At 57.5% G+C, this 21934-nt stretch carries 14 protein-coding genes; 3 read left to right on the plus strand and 11 right to left on the minus strand.

All coding sequences use genetic code 11. The features are described from left to right. The 4 genes from ACFQZG_RS04305 to ACFQZG_RS04320 all read right to left on the minus strand — a co-directional run bounded on the left by ACFQZG_RS04305 (position 1) and on the right by ACFQZG_RS04320 (position 6714). Positions 1 to 972 carry a carbohydrate ABC transporter permease gene (locus ACFQZG_RS04305; protein WP_378150247.1) on the minus strand — a complete coding sequence of 324 codons (972 nt, stop codon included), beginning with the start codon at positions 970 to 972 and terminating at the stop codon, positions 1 to 3. Continuing rightward, positions 969 to 3944 carry an extracellular solute-binding protein gene (locus tag ACFQZG_RS04310; protein ID WP_378150248.1) on the minus strand — a complete coding sequence of 992 codons (2976 nt, stop codon included), beginning with the start codon at positions 3942 to 3944 and terminating at the stop codon, positions 969 to 971. The genes ACFQZG_RS04305 and ACFQZG_RS04310 overlap by 4 nt, the downstream gene beginning before the upstream one ends. A gap of 15 nt (positions 3945 to 3959) precedes the next feature. Then, on the minus strand, positions 3960 to 5072 hold the full coding sequence (locus ACFQZG_RS04315) for an ABC transporter ATP-binding protein (RefSeq protein ID WP_378150249.1): 1113 nt from the start codon (positions 5070 to 5072) through the stop codon (positions 3960 to 3962). A gap of 127 nt (positions 5073 to 5199) precedes the next feature. Further along, complete coding sequence (locus ACFQZG_RS04320) at positions 5200 to 6714, minus strand: extracellular solute-binding protein (protein ID WP_378150251.1); 1515 nt, start codon at positions 6712 to 6714, stop codon at positions 5200 to 5202. 236 nt (positions 6715 to 6950) lie between these two features. On the opposite strand from ACFQZG_RS04320, the gene ACFQZG_RS04325 reads away from it, so the two are divergent. Both ACFQZG_RS04325 and ACFQZG_RS04330 read left to right on the plus strand, forming a co-directional pair. Further along, the gene (locus ACFQZG_RS04325) at positions 6951 to 8669 is read left to right on the plus strand and encodes a sensor histidine kinase (RefSeq protein WP_378150253.1); all 1719 of its coding nucleotides are present in this window, start codon (positions 6951 to 6953) and stop codon (positions 8667 to 8669) included. Next, a complete protein-coding gene (locus tag ACFQZG_RS04330) occupies positions 8669 to 10300 on the plus strand; it encodes a response regulator transcription factor (protein ID WP_378150254.1) in 1632 nt (543 codons plus the stop codon). The genes ACFQZG_RS04325 and ACFQZG_RS04330 overlap by 1 nt, the downstream gene beginning before the upstream one ends. Positions 10301 to 10352: 52 nt before the next feature. Here the strand turns inward: ACFQZG_RS04330 and ACFQZG_RS04335 are convergent, their stop codons facing one another. From ACFQZG_RS04335 to ACFQZG_RS04350, 4 genes are all read right to left on the minus strand, one after another. Beyond that, positions 10353 to 11876 carry a malate:quinone oxidoreductase gene (locus ACFQZG_RS04335; protein ID WP_378150256.1) on the minus strand — a complete coding sequence of 508 codons (1524 nt, stop codon included), beginning with the start codon at positions 11874 to 11876 and terminating at the stop codon, positions 10353 to 10355. A 247-nt stretch (positions 11877 to 12123) separates the two neighbouring features. Next, positions 12124 to 13284: a Ger(x)C family spore germination protein gene (locus tag ACFQZG_RS04340; protein ID WP_378150258.1), complete on the minus strand. Its 1161-nt coding sequence runs from the start codon at positions 13282 to 13284 to the stop codon at positions 12124 to 12126. Continuing rightward, the gene (locus ACFQZG_RS04345; protein WP_378150260.1) at positions 13281 to 14735 is read right to left on the minus strand and encodes a spore germination protein; all 1455 of its coding nucleotides are present in this window, start codon (positions 14733 to 14735) and stop codon (positions 13281 to 13283) included. The genes ACFQZG_RS04340 and ACFQZG_RS04345 overlap by 4 nt, the downstream gene beginning before the upstream one ends. Next, a complete protein-coding gene (locus ACFQZG_RS04350; RefSeq protein ID WP_378150262.1) occupies positions 14725 to 15825 on the minus strand; it encodes a GerAB/ArcD/ProY family transporter in 1101 nt (366 codons plus the stop codon). Before ACFQZG_RS04350 ends, ACFQZG_RS04345 begins: the two co-directional genes overlap by 11 nt. A 190-nt stretch (positions 15826 to 16015) precedes the next feature. On the opposite strand from ACFQZG_RS04350, the gene ACFQZG_RS04355 reads away from it, so the two are divergent. Continuing rightward, a complete protein-coding gene (locus ACFQZG_RS04355) occupies positions 16016 to 18574 on the plus strand; it encodes a bifunctional 2',3'-cyclic-nucleotide 2'-phosphodiesterase/3'-nucleotidase (protein WP_378150264.1) in 2559 nt (852 codons plus the stop codon). 62 nt (positions 18575 to 18636) lie between these two features. On the opposite strand, the gene ACFQZG_RS04360 is transcribed toward ACFQZG_RS04355, so the two are convergent. The 3 genes from ACFQZG_RS04360 to ACFQZG_RS04370 are packed head-to-tail and all read right to left on the minus strand — an operon-like array spanning position 18637 to position 21902. After that, positions 18637 to 20175: an alpha-L-rhamnosidase-related protein gene (locus tag ACFQZG_RS04360; RefSeq protein ID WP_378150266.1), complete on the minus strand. Its 1539-nt coding sequence runs from the start codon at positions 20173 to 20175 to the stop codon at positions 18637 to 18639. Between the two features lie 36 nt (positions 20176 to 20211). Next, entirely contained in the window at positions 20212 to 21039 is an 828-nt protein-coding gene (locus tag ACFQZG_RS04365) for a carbohydrate ABC transporter permease (RefSeq protein WP_378150267.1), read from the minus strand. Then, the gene (locus tag ACFQZG_RS04370; protein ID WP_378150269.1) at positions 21036 to 21902 is read right to left on the minus strand and encodes a carbohydrate ABC transporter permease; all 867 of its coding nucleotides are present in this window, start codon (positions 21900 to 21902) and stop codon (positions 21036 to 21038) included. The genes ACFQZG_RS04365 and ACFQZG_RS04370 overlap by 4 nt, the downstream gene beginning before the upstream one ends. Positions 21903 to 21934 lie beyond the last annotated feature (32 nt).

The following is a 21934-nucleotide window of genomic DNA, read 5'->3' on the forward strand; positions in this document are numbered from 1 at the left end:
TCAATCACCTTCCTTCGGACCGAACAGCCGGTAGCATAATCTCATCGCGACGAAGGAGAACAAGAGCAGCACGACCGATAACATCGAGGCGTATCCTAGCTCGAACCGGATGTACGCGTAGTCGTCGATATGATTGAGCATGAGATGCCCCGCGTATTGGTACGTGATGGGCAAGCCCGTTAGCTGGACGGAGATGGCTCCCGCCTTGAGCGTGCCGACGATGGCCATCACCGCGCTAAACAGCATTTGCGGCTTCATGGACGGAATCGTGATGTAGAAAGCCTCCTGTACGCGATTGGCGATTCCATCGATGCGGCCCGCTTCGTACAGCTCTTTGTTCACGGTGTCGAACCCGGCGAGCATTGCCAGAAACCCGACGCCGAATCCCATCCAGATCGTCACGAGGATCATGACGTTCAGTAGATATTCGGGGTTCTTCAGCCATAGGATCGGCGTCTGGATCCAATCGTTGTGCATAAGAAAGTTGTTCAAATACCCCGCGTAATCTCCGCTGAACGCCGCCTGCCAGACGACGACGAGTGCGACGCCTCCCGCGATCGAAGGCGCGTATATCGCCAGCGTCACGATGTCCCTGATGCTCTTGGGCAACTGATAGACGAGCCAAGCGAGAACGAAGGTGAGCATATAGCCGATCGGTCCGACGAAGAACGCGAACTTGATCGTATTGGGAAGCGCGTACTTGATGAACACCGTGTCCTGCGTAATCAGCGAGATATAATTACTGAACCCTACGAAGCGGGGCGCGCGGAACGCGTCGTAGGAAGTAAAGCTCATCATTATCGCGACGACGACGGGGATGAGAATGAACGCGCAGAAGCATAGGAGGAACGGCGTCATGAACAGATAGGCGACGCGCTCTCTCCAGATTGCCTTGAACGGATTGGCGAGGGGGAGCTTCATGCCCCGGACTCTCGCCGGCGTTTGTTTCAATATCGTCGATGCCGGTTTCATCTCAGCGCCTCCTCCCAATCGAACGGATGCTCGACCGTCGCGAACGCCGGCTTGCGATCGTCCGCGATGCCCAGTTCCTCTCTCTTCCTTGCCATCTCCCGCTCGACCGCGACGTACGCGCGGTCGAGCGAGTCCTTCGGCGGAACGTTCTGCACGACGCTCCGGTTCCAAGCGAATTCCATCTCGCGGGCGAGGAAGTACCCTCCCGGCAACAACGGCACGTTGCGGTCCCAGCGGTTCTGCTCCTTGATCGCCGCGATGTCCGCCGCCGGCCATGGCATGCTCGCCATCGCTTTCATGTTCGCCGTGTTCCAGCGGTACTCCGGTCCGTAGAACGATTCCATCGCGTTGCCGTATTGCAGCTGAACGTCCGCGGACGTCCACCATTCGAGGAACCGCCACGCCTGCTCTTGCTTGTCGCTCTTATCGAGAATCATCCCCGCGGTCATCGTGCTCATCGCCCATCTGGCTACGGTCCCGTCCGCCTGCATCGTTCCCGGCATCGGAGCGATTCCCCAATCGCCGCGAATTTCCGGCGCCGCGTTGAGAAGCTGGATGTACGTATTGAAATCCGAGATGCCTAGAGGCATCGTCCCGAGCTTGAAGTTCTGGAAGAAGGCTTCCACTTCCATCGGCAGATCGTACTTGCCGAACAGCTCCGTCCATTGCGAGAACGCGGCGTATCCTTGCTCGCTATTGAACGCGGGCTTCAACCCGTCCGACGTATAGAACTCCGCGCCGTTCTGATAGAAGAAGGGGGCGAAATTTTTCGGATTGTAGGACGTTCCGCTCTCCTGCTTCGAGCTGTAATAGAAGTACATTCCGTTCTCCTGCAGCGTCGGCAACAGCTTCCGGAGATCGTCCCACGTGTCCGGCACCGTCAACCCGAGCGATTTCAGAATGCTTTTGCGATAGAACAGCAACGGATAGGATTGCGTTTCCGGCAGCGCGTAGACGCCGCCATCGTACGCGAAGGACCGCATGACGCCGGGATGGAACCTTTCCGCCGTCACTTTGAAGTCAGAAAATTGCGACAAATCAGTGGACGCTTCGCGCATCGCGTAATCGACCGGCACGTCCTGCGGCAGCCCTAGCGCCACGTCCGGCTGGTCGCCGCCGGCATTGCTGAGCGTCAGCGCGCTGGCGTCCGGCATAAAGTTAACGTTGACCTTGATGCCCGTTCGCGGCGTAAACTCCTGGTCGATCATCTCCTGCAGCAAGGACGCGTAGTCCCTTCCTCGGCCCACCCATACCACGACGGCATCCTTGTCGTTCAAATCCCGCTCGTTATAATTCAACGTGAACGTCCTCGCGAAATTCAGCAGCGTGTACGAAATTTTGTTGGCCGTCGTCGCTTCCTTGAACGGCGTCTTGGCGTTCGGCTCGCGGACGACGATGAAATCGACGGACAAGCCTCCGTTCTTAAGCAGCTTATCCATCCACGACCCGATCCGCATTCGTAAATCCGAGAACTTGCCCAGCTTGTTGGGCACTTGATCGACGTCCTTCAGCAGCTCTCCGAGGATGACGATGCCGACCTTGAGCGCTTGCGTCCCGTCGGTCTTGCTCTGGTTCAAGCCGTCCAAATATTCCATCGACAGCTGCATCTGCGCTTTGATCTCGGTCAAATTCGCTTCCAGGTCCGGATCGTAAGCTTTCATATCCCACGTACGGTTAAGATCTCCCGTGTTCGTCCCGTAATCGCCCGTCAGCTTGCGAAGCTTCTGCTCGATGTCGTATAGCTTCTGCGTCGCGCCCTGCAAGGAAAGGAACACCGGATAGAGAGGCGACGTATCCGCCACGAGCCGAATCGTATGCTTCCCCTTGCTCAGCCGGAAGAGGAACGGTTCGCCGAACGCGGTGCCGAGCGTATGGATTTCCAGCTTGCCGTTATAGACGAACGGGTAGTCGAGCAATTCCCGGAACGGGGTTTCGCCGTCGATGAGCACGCTGCGGAATACTTTCGCTTTGCCGACGAAGCTTTGGTAATACTTCACGTCGATCTCGTATAGTCCGTCGGCGGGTACCTCGATGGACCATTCCGCCCATTCGCCGGCGTTCTTCCATCGCTGTCCGTCCAAGATGTTGTACAGCATGCGGCCTTTCCCGTCCGGCGACACGTGCGGCTCGTTCTGGCTGCCCGTCTGCACGGACGGATGCGACTTCTGGTCGTACCGTTCCCCTTCGACTAACGCATACCAGGAAGCATCCGCGTCGTCCACGAACTCGCCGTTCAGATTCGAATATCGTTCGTAGGCAGGAACGTCGACGGGAGCGGCCAACCGGATCGTCCCCCAGGTCATGGACTCGTTGCGGGCGGCGAAGCGCAATGCGTGCTTGCCTTGCGACAGATAGAATCGCAGCGGGACGGACGAGATTCCGTAGTTCGATAGGCGGTCCGTCTTCCAGCCGGCGTTCTCCACCTGCATCGAACGTGTTTCGTTGCCGAGCGAGTCTTTGCGGTAAGGAACGTCCTTATCTCGCCAGCGCTTCAGAAACTCCAGATTCTTCGCTTCCGAATAAGGAACGGCCCCGTCAATCGAGAGCGAATAGAATACGGAGCTGCTGCTGTTCTCTTCCGTCGGCCGGTACGAGATTTCGAGTTCGTACAGCCCGTCGGCCGGAACGTCAGCCGTCCACTCCACCCAACCCGCCCCGTTGCTCCATTCGAGCACATCGCCTCCCGCCTCCGCATCGGCGGAGACGCGAATATCCGCATCTTCGGAAGCATCGGAATAAGCCGTCGGTTCCAGTTCGACCGGAGCGCCTTCGTATAGGGAAATCCCTTGCTCCGCATACGCCTTCTCAACGTCCGCGTAGTACGAGAGCCCATCCTCGTCCTTCGTTCCGACGTCGAGCCCCGCCGCGCCGACGACCGGGAACGATTCTCTCCCGCCGATATCGCGGACGACGTATGCGAGCGCTACGGCGGCGAGTAACGCCGAATAGACCATCCATTTCCGTACTTTCATGGCGTACCTCCGCGGTTAGAAAATGCCTAGATTTCGTCCGGTTTCCGCATCGAAGAAGTGCGCCTTCTCCATTTGGAACCCGATGTCGATTTTGTCGGTGGCATGATAACGGGTACCGGACTCGACGACTCTGGCGATGACGCGAATATCTCCGAGGCTCAAGTACAAATAAGAATCGGAGCCCATCCGTTCGACGATGTCGATTCTCGCGCCGAACTTTCCTTCTTCCGGATCGGAAGGGACGAATTCGACGACGACATGCTCGGGCCGTATTCCCATCACGACGCCGCGCCGCCTAGCGGAAGGCAGGAACGCATGGTAGGCATTGGGAATGCGAAGGCGCAGCCGTTTGTTGCGGAAGTAGTACGCGCCCGCTTCCTCGTCGATCGCCCCCTCGATCAGGTTCATGGCCGGCGAGCCGATGAAGCCCGCGACGAACAGATTGGCCGGATGGGCGAATATCGATTCGGGCGTATCGGCCTGCTGAATGACGCCGTCCTTCATGACGACGATCCGCGAGCCCATCGTCATCGCCTCGGTCTGATCGTGCGTGACGTATACGGTCGTCGTTCGCAGTTCCTGATGCAGCCGGATCAGTTCGGATCTCGTCTGCGTTCGCAGCTTGGCGTCGAGGTTGGACAGCGGTTCGTCCATGAGGAATACTTCCGGCTCGCGGACGATAGCCCGGCCTAACGCGACCCTTTGCTTTTGCCCGCCGGACAGCTGATTCGGCTTTTTATGGAGAAGACTCGCGATCTCGAGAATTTTGGCGGCCTTCTTCACCCTCAGCTCGACGTCGTGCTTCGCCGTCTTTCTCAGCTTCAAGCCGAGCGCCATGTTCTCGTACACCGTCAAATTCGGGTATAGCGCGTAATTCTGGAACACCATCGCGATATCCCGGTCTTTGGGCGAGACGTAGTTGATGAACCGGTCCCCGATATAGATTTCGCCGTCCGAGATGTCCTCGAGCCCGGACAGCATCCGCAGCGTCGTCGTTTTCCCGCAGCCCGACGGACCGACGAGGACGACGAACTCCCCGTCCGCGATTTCCAGATGAAAGTCGTTGACCGACGGTTTTTTCTCCGACCGGTATTGCTTGTATACGTGATGGAACTTGACTTCGGCCATGCCCTGCCGCCCTCCCGATAATCCGTGACCGGATATGTTTATTGCTTTCGGTACCCGTTTTCGGGCGCGCTTAAAGGAGCTTGCGCGGGGCGCAAACCTTTAAGCGGTTATTCGCGATAGACAAGCTTTACTTATACTTGTTGTACGCCGTCTTCAGCTCCGCCGTAATCGTCTTGAACTCCGCGGATGTCGAGATCTTGGCGACGTAAGCGTCCCATTCCGCTTCCGAGAGAACCCCCATGACGAACTTGACTTTGTTCTTCTCCAAGTCTCTGGTCAAATCCCCCCACGTCTCGCCCAAGGCGGGCGAAGACAAGTTGAACGCGGGATTCGAGTACGTCGATTTCCGTTGCGAGTCTTCGAATACTTCCTTATACCGTTTCAGTCTGGCGGGATCGGCGTTCCATAGCAGATAATTGTCCGCCCCGGTATACGTACCGTCGTTCCACGTATACGCCTCGATGCCTTCGGTTTTATACGTCGCGTTTTTAACGACGACCCCGTCTTTTTTCTCGTAATGTATCCCTTCGACGCCGTACAACGCTAACTGCTGATACGTTTGGGACGACGTGAAGTCGATCAATCGCAGCAGATGGTCTATATCGGCTTCCGGCACCTTCGAGCTGATCATGAGATTCGTCCACGAGCCCGTCGCCACCGACGTCGCGTAGCCTTTCGGTCCCTTCAGCACTTTCAGCGTAAGCACGTCCGCGCCCGGCGCATTGCCTTCAAGCTCCTCGAGCCAATCCGGTATCGTGAACATATGCGTGTTGGATGCGATCGCCGCGTAATGGCCTTGCTTGAACAGGTCCGTCTCGCTTCCTTCGACGATCGGGAATTCGGGATGCAGCGCGCCGGCGTCGTACAACATTTTGAGCCATTTCAGATAGACTTTGAAGTCGGGCATAAAGTCGCGGTAGGCGAAGTTGCCGTCTTGATCCACCTCCCAATTCTGTATGCCGGTAATTGCGTTCGCGATGATGTCGGCGCTCGACGTGGACTTCATCGCCATTCCGTACATATTCGGAGGGTCGCTCAGCTTCAGAAGCGTATCCGTCAGCTCTTCCCAAGTCGTCGGCGCCGGCAACCCGGCTTTGTCCAGCAAGTCCTTGCGAATATGTATCGTCGTGAAGATCGGCGGATTCGGATGGCGCGGGATTCCCCATATTTTACCGTTGTAAAGCATATTGTCCCATATCGAGTCCGGATAAGCGGCCAAATGCGGATACTTCTTCAGGTTCTCGCCGGTCAAGTAAGGCGTCAGGTCATGAAAGACGCCGGCTTTGATCGCGTCGTTCGTGGCCGTCTCGTAGATCGGGTTGCTCGTGGGCACTTGCGTAATATCCGCCAGGTCCCCGGTATTCAACGCTACGTTAAGCCGTTCCTTATAGCCGTTCAAAGGCACCCATTGCCAGCTGATCCTCGTGTTCGTCTCCTGCTCGATCCGCTTGCCGACCGCGTCCCCCCCTTGCGGAGGCGCGCCGTAAGCGACGTTCATCCAAGTGACCTCCAACGGCTTCTTCGCCGCTTCGGCGTTTCCGTCGCCCGGTCCCGATCCGTCTTGGCAACCCGACAGCGCGGTCGCGGCGGCAACGAGAACGAGGCTTTGCATACGAATGCGCTTGCTTAGACGCTGAACCATGCAACGAACCTCCCGGCGAATGGAGCATATTGAGGTTCCGATCGCGAAGAGCTTATCGGAGCAACTCTTCTTAATTGTATCGTAAACGGTTTATTTGAACAGCGACATGACGGTTTCAGTACTTTCATGCTGTTTTGGCGACCTGTTGCTCCCAAGGCGAACTTGCGGCGAAAAAATCATAGTATAATAGATTCATCGCCGTAAATCGCCGTCGCGAATTATGAGGAGGCCCGGGAATGCCGGTGAAAATGTCGATTTTCCGCAGGCTGATTCTGATGCTCGTCCTGCTTATGATCCCGATTCTGATCCTGTATACGTACTCCAACCGCGTCAGCGTGGACGTCGTCCGCAACGAGGTGAAGGAATCCAACCTCCAGCACTTGAGCTTCCTGCTCAAACAAGCGGAGATGACGGTCGAACAACTGACGCTCGCCGCCAACACGATCGGCAGCTTCCAAGTCGTTGACGATCTGATTCATATTAACGAGAAAGAAACCAACTACGAGAAAGTCGTCATTAAGCAGGACATTATCGAGAAGCTCAGACTATCCGGCGCGTCTAGCAACTGGACGAATCAGTTCACCGTCTATTCCCCTTCCGCCGGCACGGGCGTCACGACGCTGAACGAAGCCGATTACGCGGAGATGTTCGCGCCGGAGAAGATCACGAAGGAATGGAAGTACCGGGAGACGTCTGAGAACGGCGCGCTCGTCGAGCAGTTCGTCAAGCATACCGTGTATCCGGGATCGCGGCTTATCGTCGAAGTAAGCTTCACGGTGGACAACATTCGGAACATGCTCGACCAGATCAAGATGAAAGGCAAGAACGATCCTTTCTTCTATCGCGAAGGCGATCATTCGATCTTGAACCGTACCGCGGATTCCGTACTCTCCTTGGAAGTGGCGAGCTATCTGGACCAACGGGACCCGGACAAGAGCGGCACGGAATACGTTCAGCTTCAAGGCCGCCAATACATGGTCAACTACGTCAAGTCGGAGATGCTGAATTGGGTTCTCGTCGACTACGTGCCTCTCGAGTACCGGCTTAGTCCGATCAAGAACAGCTCCTTGCTCTTCTACGCATCGATCGCGATGCTGCTCGCGATGAGCGTCGTATTCGCTTTGATGCTATACCGGAACGTCCAGGTGCCGGTATCGCAGCTGCTCCAAGGCGTCAGGAAGCTTGAACGCGGGCAATTCTCCGTTCGGCTATCGAACCGCAGACAGAACGAATTCAGCTATCTGTTCCATCGGTTCAATCAGATGGCCTCCCAAATCGAGCAACTGATCGAGAACGTATACAACGAGAGAATCCGCTCCAGGGAAGCGACGCTGAAGCAGCTGCAGTCCCAGATCAATCCGCATTTCCTCTACAACTCTCTCGCCTTCATCAAGAGCATGACGGAGTTGGACGAGAAAGAGGCGGTGATCCGGATGACGCTCAACCTGAGCCAATATTACCGGTATACGACCCGCGTGGAAAACCAGGAAACGACGATTCGGGAAGAAACGGATCTCGTCCGCCACTACTTAACGATCCAGACCTTGCAAATGCAACGCTTCGAATTCGAATTCCGGATTCCCGAGGAAATGATGGAGCTTCGGATCCCCCGGCTGCTGTTGCAGCCGATCGTCGAGAACGCGATCGTCCACGGCATCGAGCCCCGAATGGATTGGGGCATGCTCTTGGTATGGGGAGAACGGACGGAAGCAGACAACCGCCTCGTCGTGGAAGACAACGGCGCGGGGCTGTCTCCGGAGGAGCTGGACCTGCTGCGTCAGAAGCTGGAGCAGCAGTTGGAGGAAGAGATGGGCTGCGGCTTATGGAACGTGCATCAGAGATTGAAGTACCGATTCGGTACGGATGCGGGCGTAACGCTCGAACCCCGCCTCGAAGGCGGATTGCGCGTGACGCTGCATTGGCCGCGAATCGACGAAACCGGAGGGAATCCTTGATGTTTCAAGTCCTGATCGTCGACGACCACCCTCATTTGGTGGACAGCATGGCGAAGACGCTGCCCTGGAGCGACTTGCGCGTCGAACACGTCCACAAAGCCTATTCCGCCTTCGATGCCATGGAAATTCTCGGTTCGGCGCCCGTCGACCTGGTCATTACCGATATTCGCATGCCCGTCATGTCCGGCCTGGAATTGATCAAGGAAATCCGCGATCGCTGGAAGACGACCAAAATCATTCTGTTATCCGGTTACGCCGACTTCGAATACGCCAAGGAAGCGCTGAAGCAAGACGTGGAAGATTATTTGCTCAAACCGGTTCCCGACGAAGACCTTATCGTCTCGATTCGAGGCGTATTAGAGAAGAAAGAGATCGAATGGAAGGAAATCATCTCGACCCAACGGGCGATGTCCGCCCTGAATCAGCACCTGCCCGTCTTGAAGCAAAACCTGCTGATGGACTTGCTGCAGCGCCGGCCGATTCCCGACGCGGCCTTGCGCGACAAGCTCGATTTGTACAACATTCCGTTCCCCGTGCGTTCCCCGGCGGCGATGGCGCTTATCCGATTGGAAGACTCGTTCGCCGCAAGCGACGAGCAGAGCGTGACGCTTTACGAATACGCGATCGGGAATATCGCCGCGGAAATTTTCCATGACGATTTCGTCCTCTGGCATTGCCGGGACGATTACGGCTACCTCGTGCTGCTGATCGCCTGCAAGGAAGAACTCTACGCTCCGGCGGCGGACGAAGCGAAGCGGCAACAGCGGCTGGAACAATGCGCCGTCTCGCTGCAGCACTACGTTCAAGCGTATCTCAAGGGCAGCATCTCGGCGCTCGTCAGCGATTGGTTCGATTTCCCTCGGGAGGCTCCATACTACTACCAGAACTGTCTGTACGCGTTTCGCCAACGGATCGGCAACGACCGGGCGTTCTTCATGACGCTCAAAGGCGCGGAAAGCAGCCAGAAGATCTCGTTTTTCTCCAGTCTCTACGAGCCTCCGACGTTGAAGCAGTTAATCGAAGCGGGTCAATGGAAAGAGTTGCATGCTAAGCTGGAACGAATATTCGATGAATTGGTGCGCGACTGGTCCGAGTCCGAGGAACATATCCTTGAAGCCTATTTGGAAATCTGCGGCATGCTGACTTATATCGCGCATAAAAACCGCAAGCGGCTTGTCGAATTGATCGGACCGGAATACGAGAAGGTCGTCGGGGGACTCTCCTTCAAGACCGTCAAGCAATTGCGGGAGTGGACGTTCCGAATTCTCGAGATGCTGTCCGGCATCGTCGACCGGGAGCGCCAGCATTCCCACGCGTCCATCGTGAAGCAAGTTAACGAATACGTGGAGAATAATCTGAGCGACGACGTCTCGATTCAGACGGTCGCCCAGAAAGTGTTCTTGCATCCTTCCTATTTGTCCCGCATCTACAAGTCGGAGTCCGGGGAAAGCTACAGCGATTACGTGCTTCGGATTCGCATGGAAAAGGCCGTCGTCCTTCTGAAGAACAAGGGCATCAAAGTATACGATATCTCTGCCGGCCTCGGCTACAATCAGACGCAGCATTTCATTAAGATGTTCAAGAAGTTTTTCGGATTGACTCCGCAGGAGTACAGGGAACGAATGCTATGATCGAAAAAAAAAAAAGAGTACTGATCCCCTACAGGGTCAGTACTCTTCGTTATTAAGATACCGTTCTGCGCGCGGCCTTCGCCGGCTCGCTCTCGCCTAAGCCTAGCGCTTGCGACGTCGAAGCCTGGATCTCCTCGAACAGTTCCGGGTTACTCTGGAGAGATACGCCGTACGACGGAATCATCTCCTTAAGCTTCGGCTCCCACGCCTTCAGATGCTGCGGGAAACACTTGCGGATCACTTCGAGCATGACGGACACGGCTGTGGACGCGCCCGGGGATGCGCCCAGCAACGCCGCGATCGAACCGTCCGCCGCGCTGATGACTTCCGTGCCGAATTGCAGCGTTCCTTTGCCGCCTGCAGCCGTGTCTTTAATGATCTGTACGCGTTGACCGGCGACGAGCAGATCCCAATCCTCGCTCTTGGCTTGCGGAATGAATTCGCGCAACGATTCCATGCGCTTCTCCTTAGACTGCATGACTTCCTTGATCAAGTACGTCGTCAACGGAACGTTCTTGACGCCCGCGGCGATCATCGTGAACAGATTGTGAGGCTTGATCGACGTAATCAGATCGAACATCGAGCCGTACTTCAGGAACTTCGGCGTGAAGCCCGCGAACGGTCCGAACAACAACGACTCTTGCTTGTCGATGACCCGCGTATCCAGATGCGGAACGGACATCGGAGGAGCGCCGACCGCGGCTTTGCCGTATACTTTCGCGCGATGCTGCGCGACGACGTCCGGGTTCTTGCACACCATGAACAATCCGCTGACCGGGAAGCCGCCGATGCCTTTGCCTTCCTTGATGCCGGATTTCTGCAGCAGATGCAGGCTTCCGCCTCCGCCGCCGATGAACACGAACTTCGCGGTATGCCGTTCGACGGCGCCGCCGTCCGCGTTACGGACCTTGAGCTGCCAAGAGCCGTCGCGCGTGCGTTTAATATCGTTCACTTGACGGTTATATTGGATGTCGACGTTCTGGCGCTTCAAGTTGGCGAACAGGCTGCGCGTCAACGCCCCGAAGTTGACGTCCGTGCCGGATTCGATCCGGGTGGCCGCGATCGGTTGATCCGCCTTGCGGTCCTTCATCATGAGCGGAATCCATTCCGCCAGCTTCGCCGGATCGTCGGAATATTCCATCCCCTGGAACAGCACGTGGTTCGCCAGCGCTTCATGGCGTCTCTTCAAGAACGAGACGTCCTTGTCTCCTTGCACGAAGCTCATGTGCGGCACCGGCACGATGAAGTCGCGCGGGCTGCGAATCAGGTTGCTGTCGACGAGATACGACCAGAACTGCTTCGATACCTGGAACTCCTCGTTGACTTTAACCGCCTTGCTAATATCGATGGAGCCGTCCGGTTTCTCGGTCGTATAGTTCAGCTCGCACAACGAGGAATGCCCGGTTCCTGCGTTGTTCCATTCGTTGGAGCTTTCCTCGCCGGCGCCGGCGCGCCGCTCGAGCACGGTGATTTTCCAATCCGGAGCAAGCTCCTTCAGCATCGCACCGAGCGTCGCGCTCATGACCCCGGCTCCGATTAAGATGACGTCCGATTGCGTATGACTGTTGCTGCTCATGATTACCGTCCTTATATCGTAAGATTTGCGCAGAAGAAATAAGATAACCTACTGATCGTCCTCAACTCTATATAGTGTATCACTATTAGGTATAGAGTTTAATATGGATTTGCTATCTATATGATAGATATAAGTTATTAAAAAGCTGGTAAACAACGAAGAACTTCCCCGCGCATCCTATCTTTCGCACGTAAAAAAGCGGCCTCGAAATTCGAAGCCGCCTTGTCCGACGAGATGCGGGACGTCATTATTCCGGACGCATATCGTACGCGCCGGTATGCAAAAATCTGATCGCCACGTTCACGCTGGTCAGCGAACGCTCGTCGGGCGCCGCTCCCGCGAGCGCCGGAGCGGACCGGGCGGACTTCCATAGACGGTTCCGCTGCCGGTAAGCCGCCTGCTCCAGACCGTAAATATCGGCGCCTTCGCGGACGCCCGCTTCGAAAGTCGCCAGAACCTCTTCCCGGATGCGACTCTTCGCGAGCGTCTCGACTTCCTTCAAGGTAACGTCCGCCGCCGCTTCCTCCACGATCGCCGTGAACCCGAGATCCATGGCGTACGCCGGCTTCCCGCCTACCGAAGAGACGCGAACCTTCTTGCGCGGCCGGAACAACGCGACCATGCCGAGCGTCTTCCCTTCCTTCTCGATGCGCAAATACAGCTTCTTGCCTCCGGATTGCGTCCAGCGCAGTCCCTTCAGTTGCTCGTTCTCGAAATAATCGTCGGCTTTGCCGTCCTTGAGCGCGTAAGCGCCGTCGATGTACAGCACCGGCTGCTTCTTGTCGTTGTCTTTCCAAGCCTTGGCGGTAATGCCCAGGGAGGGGATCATATCCGTCTGTCCCGGTTCTCCGTCGTTGGCCGACACTTCGAGAAACCGGACCGGGTAAATATCCGAGCGCTGCTGATAAAGCGCCTTCGGATTATGAAGCAACGTGGCGATCGGGGATACGTTGATGAACGAAGCGCTCATGAACAGCTTGTCGATCGGTTCGCGGGTGCCGTACACCCAGGACGTATAGCGGATTTGCGGAAACCGGCCCAGCGCGTCCAGGGAGACGCGAATGTCCTGCTTCAACACGCGGTCGCTTAGAACGATCGCCATGATATGGTCCCAATACAGATTCTGCTGCACGGTCCGGTACAGCTCCGTAATCGCCTCGTATACCGTGTTCCCCGTCCCTTGCCCCACCCATACCTTCGACCGTTCTTGGGATCCTCCGTCCTGCGATTCATTGCCGACGACGCTATAATCCATCAACTCGGTATATACCGTATACTTGCCATCGTCGTAATCGATTCCGAGCGCGGTGACGAAGTTAAAGTCGGCCACGTTCTTGATGTCCCAGCAGCCCCCGAGCAGCGTGCATGCGCACAAGACGGCGATCGCGGCCGCGAGCTTGCGCCTCACTTGCCGTCCTCCTTCCTGCCCTTGTCCTTCGTGGCATAGATGGACGGCCGTTCGCGCACGAGCGTTCGGGGCTTCGTCAGAAGAGCCATCAGCATGTCCTTCAGCACGGGCGGAGACAGCGGCGCCAAGTACGGCACGCCGAACGATTCCAGGCGGGACAAGTAGAGCAATATCCCGAACACCCCGAGGAAGAAACCGTACATGCCGAGGAACGACGCGCAAGCGAGCACGAACATCCGCAGCAGCATGACGAGGCCGCTTAGCGACTGGTTCACCAGCGTATACGTGGACACGGTGGACAGCGCCGTGACGACGAGCATCGCCGGGGAAGTCAGGCCGGCATCGATCGCCGCTTGTCCGATGAACAGTCCCCCGACGACGGTAACCGTCTGGCCGACGCCCTTGGGCAGCCGGATGCCGGCTTCGCGGAACATCTCGAAGAAGACCTGCATGACGAACGCTTCGAGCGGCGCGGGAATCGGAATGCCCTTTCGGACGTTAATGATCGTGGCGATCGTCGTGAACGGGATCTGATCCAATTGGAAGGAGATCAGCGCGATGAAGAAGCCCGGCAATAAGATTCCGACGAACAATCCGGTGAACCGCAACAACGATTCGACGGCGACGTACAAATACGACGCGTGGATATCCTCCGGCGTCTTGAGCAGCGACGTCAGCGTCGTCGGAGCCAGCAGAACCATCGGCGTACCGTCGACGACGACGATGAACCGCCCCCGCATAAGCGCTTCGACAGCGAAGTCCGGCCGGCCGGAATAGTCGAGCGAGGGGAACACCCGGTAAGGAGCATCCGATATCGACTCCGCGAGCTCCTCGCTTCCGACGATCGCGTCGACGTCGATGCCTACGATCCGCTGGCGCGCCTTCGCGACGATATCCGGGTTAATGATGTCGTCCACGTACAGCAACGCGACTTGCGTCCGGCTTCTTCGCCCGACGACGAACCGCTCGCAATGAAGCGACTCCGTCCGAAGCCGCTTGCGGATTAACGCCACGTTCGTCGCGAGCTGTTCCGTGAACCCGTCGCGCGGCCCCTTCACCGATACTTCGGTGTTCGATTCCTCGGGCTTCCGTTGCGGCGTATCCGCGATGTCCAGCGAGCGGAGCTGCGGATCCCGATCGAATAACAGCAGCAGCTTCCCGGCGAACACCGCATCGACGACGCTTTGCTTATCGCCCGGAACAAGCTCGAAGGCAAGGTTGCCGATCTGGCCGGCAGCCACTTGCGCCGCCGTCAGGCGATCGAGCTGCGGCAAGACCGCCTGGTCGATCCGCTTGTCGTCCGCCAACCCTTCGCAATAGACGAGCAGCGCGTTCCAATCGCCGGCCTCCCCGTCTCCGACGAGAGCGACGCGCTGGAACTTCACGTCCGCGCAGCCTTGGAACAACTCGCGCAATTCCTCTTCCTTCGCGTTCTGCCGTTCATTGCGCATGGGAAGCCCGTCCCCTTTCCTTCGCGCGGACGATGGCCGAGAACGCGAGCAGAACAAGGACGACCGCGACCATGAGCGCCAGCGAGTAAGGGTAATACATTCTTCGCAGGAACCGTTCGAACATCGAGTCGTTGACCGGCAGCAGCGGCACCGCGATCATGAACGAGAACATCGCGCCGAGCACGAGCTTGCGGGCGGCTTTGCCCTTCGTCCGCGTCAGCTCGATCGCCAAATAGACCCCAAGGGAAATTCGGACGAACGAGCCGCTCAGCCATTCGTAGATCGATAGGAAGTCGAGATGGGAGACGCTCTTGCCGAGCGTGACGAGTCCCCACTGCTCGAACGAAGGATAGCGTTGCGCCGCGGCTTCCGAGGGGCCGAAATTGACGATCGATTCGATCATCTCTTGCAAGATGAAGAAGACGACGACCGCAAGCGCCCAGTAGATCGCGCGCGAGCGAACGTTAGCCTTGAGCCGGTGCTGGACGAGCAGAACGAGAACGATCTCCGCGATTCCGCTCGCGGTATACACGAGCCCGCTCCAGACCGGGCTCATTCCATGCTCGAGCAGAGGCGTCATGTGGCGATAGTTCTTGAGCGGGAAGTTCGCGAACACCACGAACTCCTCGAGCACGACGACGAACGGCAGCAGCATGCCCGCGCACACGGCGATCGACCACAGACCCGCGTAAGCGGCGATGAAGCAGAGGACGCTCAGGGCGGCGCCGATGACGAAGCCCGGCGTATCCGGCAAGAACGTCGCATCCACCCAAGTAACCGTATCCTTCACGGATATCATGGTGTTCGACAGCAAATAGGCGACCAGAACGACGCCGACGGCGCCGCTCGCGAACGGACCGAAATGGCGCTTCACCCAAGGAAGAAGCGGTTCCCGGCGGGACGTGTTCATAATATGCTTGACCGCGAGCAACAGAAGAACGCCAGGAACGACGGACAGCAGCACGCTCATCCAGGCGTCTCGCTTGGCCGCGCCCAATACGAGCGGTATCGTAAGGGTATGATTGGCGATCGTAAGCGTCAGCACGAACAGAAAAAACAATTGAAGCGACGACAGCCGTCTTTGGGACATCGTGGTCCTGCACCTCCGATCGGATGGTTACAGCTTTTCCAACCGAGGGTAAAATATCCAGAACCGATTCGATCCGGATACCGGCTTCGAAACCATTATTTATCGTCTATCTATCGCCCTTCATGTCTACTACAATGATGAAGGCAAGTCCGAACCGCGCTCCACAATCCCACACCAAGAGGAGACTGACATGAATAAACCGGCTAGCAAACTCGTAACGGCTACTTTGAGTCTCGGTCTGATCGCCGCGCCTATCGCCAACCTGAACACGGCATACGCCGCGGGCGATTCGACCCTGAAGCTTAGCATTCTGGAAACGACGGACATCCATACGAACCTGATGTCCTACGATTACTACAAAGACGGCGCGGCTCCGACGGTCGGCCTGTCCAGAACGGCAAGCTTGGTCAAAGAAGTACGCGCGAAGACGCCGAACACGTTCCTCGTCGACAACGGCGACTTGATTCAAGGAACGCCGCTCGGCACGTACGTAGCGAAAGTCGCTCCTCTTGCGGCGAACGATATTCATCCCGTATACAAAGCGATGAATCTGATGGGATACGACGCGGCGACGCTCGGCAACCACGAGTTCAACTACGGCTTGGACTTCCTGAACCAAGCGATGAAGGGCGCCAACTTCCCTTATATTAACGCGAACGTATACGTCGACGATCACGATTCCGATCCGAATAACGACGTCAATCGATACGAACCCTATAGATTAATCAAGAAAACGTTCAAGGACGAGGCCGGTCAGGACCAGACGCTGACGATCGGCGTCATCGGTTTCGCGCCGCCGCAAATCATGGATTGGGACAAAGCGAGCCTCGAAGGCAAAGTCGTGACCAAAGACATCGTCGAGACCGCCGAGAAGTTCGTGCCTAAGATGAGATCCGAAGGCGCGGACATCGTCATCGCGATGGCCCATACCGGCTTCAACGGCTCGGCTGCCGCTCATACGAACGCGGAAGACGCGGTTCTGCCGCTCAGCAAGGTGCCGGGCATCGACGCGATCACGTTCTCCCACACGCACAAGGTGTTCCCTGCCGACGACGAGAAGTCGCTCGACGCGCTCTTCAAGGACGCGTCCGGCAATGTTCTTCCCGGCGTGGACAACGCCAAAGGCAAGATCAACGGGGTTCCCGCGGTACAAGCCGGATACGGCGGCAGCAACCTGGGCATCATCGACTTGACGCTGGAGAAGCAGAACGGCGTATGGAAAGTCGCCGCTTCCCAGTCTTCGACCAAAGCGATCTACGACAAAGTCGCCAAGAAATCGCTGGCCGACGAAGATCAAGCGATCGTCGACGCCGTCAAAGCCGATCACGAAGCGACGATCGCTTACGCGAACAATCCGATCGGAACGACGACCGCGCCGATTCACAGCTATTTTGCCCTGGTGCAGGACGACCCTTCCGTACAAATCGTAACGAACGCGCAAAAATGGTACGTCGAAAAATACGTGAAAGCCAACTTGCCGAAATATAAAGATACGCCGATCCTGTCCGTCGGAGCGCCGTTCAAAGCCGGCCGCAACGGCGTCGAAGAGTTCACCGAAATCAAGAAAGGCCCTCTCGCGATCAAGAGCGCGGGCGACCTGTACTTGTACGACAACACGATGAAGGCGATTCTCGTCAAAGGCTCGGTCGTCAAAGAATGGTTGGAAATGTCCGCGGGCAAATTCAATCGGATCGACCCGGCGAGCAAAGAAGAGCAAGCGCTGCTGAATCCTTCGTTCCCCGTCTATAACTTCGACGTCATCGACGGCGTCACGTACCAAGTCGACGTCACAAAGCCCGCGAAGTACAAGACGGACGGAACGGTCAACGACGCTTCCGCCAGCCGGATCGTGAACTTGAAATATCAAGGCAAAGCCGTCGACCCGAACCAAGAGTTCATCGTCGTGACGAACAACTACCGCGCGAGCGGCGGCGGTAACTTCCCCGGCGTCAAAGGCAGCGAATATCTGATCGACTCCACGGAGGAGAACCGCCAGATTCTGATGGATTACATCTCCGAGAACAAGGAGATCAACCCGTCCATCGATAACAACTGGTCGATCGCGCCGATCTACGGCGACGTCAACGTCACGTTCGCGTCCTCCCCGAAAGCGGAAGACTACGCGAAAGCGACGGGCAACATCGGCTACTTGAACAAAACGGACGACAAAGGCTTCGGCATCTACGAGATCGATCTGAACAAGACGTTCGCGGACGTTCCTTCTACGCACTGGGCGTTCCCTTATGTTCAAAGCCTGGCCGCGAAGCAAATCGTGCAAGGCAAGACGGATACGAAGTTCGATCCGCAAGGCCAAGTGACTCGCGCCGAATTCGCGACGATGCTCGTCAAGGCATTGAAGCTGACGTCCGAAGAAACGGCCATGCCATTCAAGGACGTGGCTAGCGGCAGCTGGTACGCCGGAGCCGTAGCCGCCGCTTACGAGAACGGCTTGATCCAAGGCATTAGCGCAGACCGCTTTGCGCCGACGAAGAACATCTCCCGCGAGCAGATGGCCGTCATGGCCCATAACGCGTTGAAGATTATCGTCAAGGACGCGGCTGCTTCGAAGCCGGCGACATTCGCCGATAACGACGCGATCGGAACGTGGGCGAAAGCCAGCGTCGATATGATCGCCGACAAAGGCATTATGACCGGACGCGGGCAGAACAAGTTCGCTCCGCAAGCGACTTCCAATCGCGCGGAAGCCGCGAAGGTCGTAGAACTGCTTCTCGATAGCGCAACGAAATAACCGATAGAAAGAAGACCGAGCGAGATTAATCGCTCGGTCTTCTTGGTATCCAATACGCTGCTTCAATTAAAGTATCGGCGAATGAAATACGTCGGCGTGCAGCTCCACGCGTGGCAGTAGCTGTTCACCAGGTTGCTGCCGTACGGCGAATGGCGCTTGTCCGACGGCTGATACGTCTCCCAGAACGTATCGGCGCCGTCGCGCGCCATCTCGCCCCAATAGGCGCGCATCTGCTCGAGCGCTTTCTCCTTCCGTCCCGATACGAGCAGCGCCTCGATCAGGTGATGGTACATATACGGCGTCATCGGCCGAACGGCGGGATCTGACGCGAACAGCCGATCGAGCATCGCCGCGTTGTCTTCCGCGCCGAACACGCCCGCGAGCACCATCCACGCTTGCGACGCCCACGATACTTGCCTATCCGCACCGCTGACGAAGAAGCCTTGCTCAGCGTCCCACAGGTGCCGGATCGCCGCATCCGACGCGCGGTCGATCCGCTCGCGGATGAACGCCGCTTCGTCGCCCTGCCCCAGCTCCTCCGCCAGCGCGAGCCCGTGCTTCATGGCGAAGACGAGCACCGCTTGCGCCGAGGCTTGCTTGTTCAAGCGTTCGTGCCAGTCCGTGAAGCAGTACCACGAATCGTCGTCCTTGACGATGCCCCGTTCGTCGAGCCTCGCCAGCGCCAGATGAATTTGCTCGTACGCGATCGGCCACAGCTGCCCCAGCGTCTCCCGGTCGCGGGATGCCTCGTGGTAGTCGTGCAGCGTGGAGACGAAGAACAACGCGTAATCGTACAAGTAGATATCATCCGCGGCCGGCTCCGGCACTTCATAGACGCAAGCGCCGACCTGTCCGCCGTCCAAGCGCAATCCGGCGAACAGGTACAAGCATCTCCTCACGAGTTCCAGGTTGCCGAACGTCGCGTAATTCGCCTGCGCCTGCAAGCGCAGGTCGCCGATCCACAGCCTGCGATCCCGCTTCGGCCCGTCCTCGAACACGGTCTGCATGCAGTCCTGCAGCGTCTTGACGGCGATCCGGTCCATCTCCCGCAGGTCGTCCGGCACGGCGTCCGGCAACGCCGGCACCCGTGACAGGTCGCCGGAAGTCACGGTCGTGACGAAGAGATCGTCGAAGGCGATCTTGAACTTGCGCTCGGGCGAGATCACGTCGATCTTCAAATATCGGAAAGTATATCTTCTCGGCAGCGCGTACGTCCCCGGCACGACGTCGAAGTTCATCGTTTCGTCCTGCAGCCAGGAACGATTGAGCCACCCCTTGTAGTCGTCGAAGCTCTCGGCGATCTCGCAGGGCATCTCCCCGAACGTCAGCTTGAGACGGACCGGAGAATCCGCCCTCGCCAGCACCGAACGAAGCGACAGCGTCAGCCGTCCGACGAGGTGATCGCCGAAGTCGAGCACGATCGCGTCTCCCTGTCCGAACGCCATCTCTTGCAAGTCCCCGATCGGCGCGACCCGCTCGATGCGCCAGCCTTGGAACGCCTTGGGATCGGCTATCGGGCGGACCAAGCCGACAGGCCTAACCGTCCCCTCGATGAGCGCCGGCTTCAAGCTCTCCGCGATGCAAACGAACGTATTTTCCATCCAATCCCTCTCCTTCGCCTTGCTGCGAATTTCGAATTAACCTTTGACCGAACCGGCCGTCATGCCGGCGACGATCTTCTTGTTGAAGAACAGGAACAGCAAGAGCGGCGGAATCGTGATCAGCAGAATATCGGTGAACAGCAGGTTCCACTGCGAGACGAACTGGCTCATGAAGTTGTACAGCGTCAGTTGCACCGTCGCGTTGTCCGCGCCCGGGAAGAAGTAGAGCGGATTCGTGAAGTCGTTGAAGATCGAGACGGACGAAGTGACGATGACGGTCGCGGTGACCGGTTTCAATAACGGGAAGATAATCGTGAAGAACAACCGGAACCCGCCGTAGCCGTCGACGACCGCCGCCTCGTCGATCTCTCTCGGAATGGCGCCCATGAAGCCGCGGTACAGCAAGATGCAGAACGGCAGGCTGAGCGCGATCTCCACCAGCACGATGCCGGTCATCGTCTTGAACAGGCTGATCTCTTGCAGCACCCAGATCGTAGGCACAATCGCCGGAGGGATGATCAGGCCCGACAGGACGAAGAAGCTTAGCCACGGCGTCAGCTTGTCGTTGCGGCGTTGCATGACGAAAGCCGCCATCGAGCAGACGAGAATCAAGCCCGCGATCGACAGCACGGTCAATACCGAGCTGTTCCAGAACGCCCGGAGCAGCATGTAGTCCCGTACCTGTACGACTTCCTTGATATTCGCCCACAATTGCACGGACGTCGGCCATTTCATGTTCATCAAGGAAGCTTCTTGAGGGCTTTTCATCGCGTTGACGAGAACGAAGTACAGAGGCACCCCGAAGAGAACGAGGCTGCATAGAATGGCGAACGATTCGATCGCCAGGTTGTTCGCCCTTCTCATAAGTCCACCTCTTTGCGGTTCAAGTAACGGGACAACGGGAATACCAGCGCCGTGACGAACAGGAACAAGATAACGTTGCCGGCCGTCGCGAGTCCGTAGAATCCGCCTTGATATTGCTTATAGATAATGGAGGCGATGACGTCGGTCGCGAAACCGGGACCGCCCCTCGTCATCGACCAGATCAGGTCGAACGACCGTAGACCTCCGATGAAGGCGAGCACGATGACCGCGTTCGTCGCCGGGCGGCTTAACGGGACGATAATCGACCGGAACTTGTCGAACGCGTTCCCGCCGTCGATCTGCAGCGCCTCGTAATACTCCTCGGGGATGGACATAATGCCCGCGATATAGATGACGGTGGCGAAGCCCACGCCCTTCCACACGTCGACGAACGCGACGGAGTACATGGCCAATCGGGTGTCCCCGAGCCAATCCGGGCCTTCGATGCCGAGCCAGGACAGCGCGTTGTTGAACAAGCCCGTCGTCGGATGCATCATCATGCTGAACGCGATCCCGACCGCGATCGTGCTGACGAGCGTCGGGAAGAAGACGACCGACCGCAGATAGCTCTTGCTCTTGATCTTCGACGTGAGGAACACGCCGAGCAGCAAGCCGAGCACGACCTTGAGCAGGCACGTCACGACGGCGTAGATGAACGTATTCCGGAAACCGATGCTTAGCGACGACTCTTGAAGGAACATCGTGAAGTTCTTGAATCCGATGAATTCCCAATCCATCAGCGTCCATCTCGTCATGCTGAAGAAGAACGACATCAAGGTCGGCGCGATGAAAATAACGGTGTAGACGATCGCCGCGGGCAACAGGAACTTGTACGTGTACACCCGCTTGAATATGTTGTTCATTCGTGTTCCCTCCGTTCTGGCCAGATGAATAA

The organism is Cohnella sp. GCM10027633 (assembly GCF_042675445.1).
Taxonomy (GTDB): Bacteria; Bacillota; Bacilli; order Paenibacillales; family Paenibacillaceae; genus Cohnella.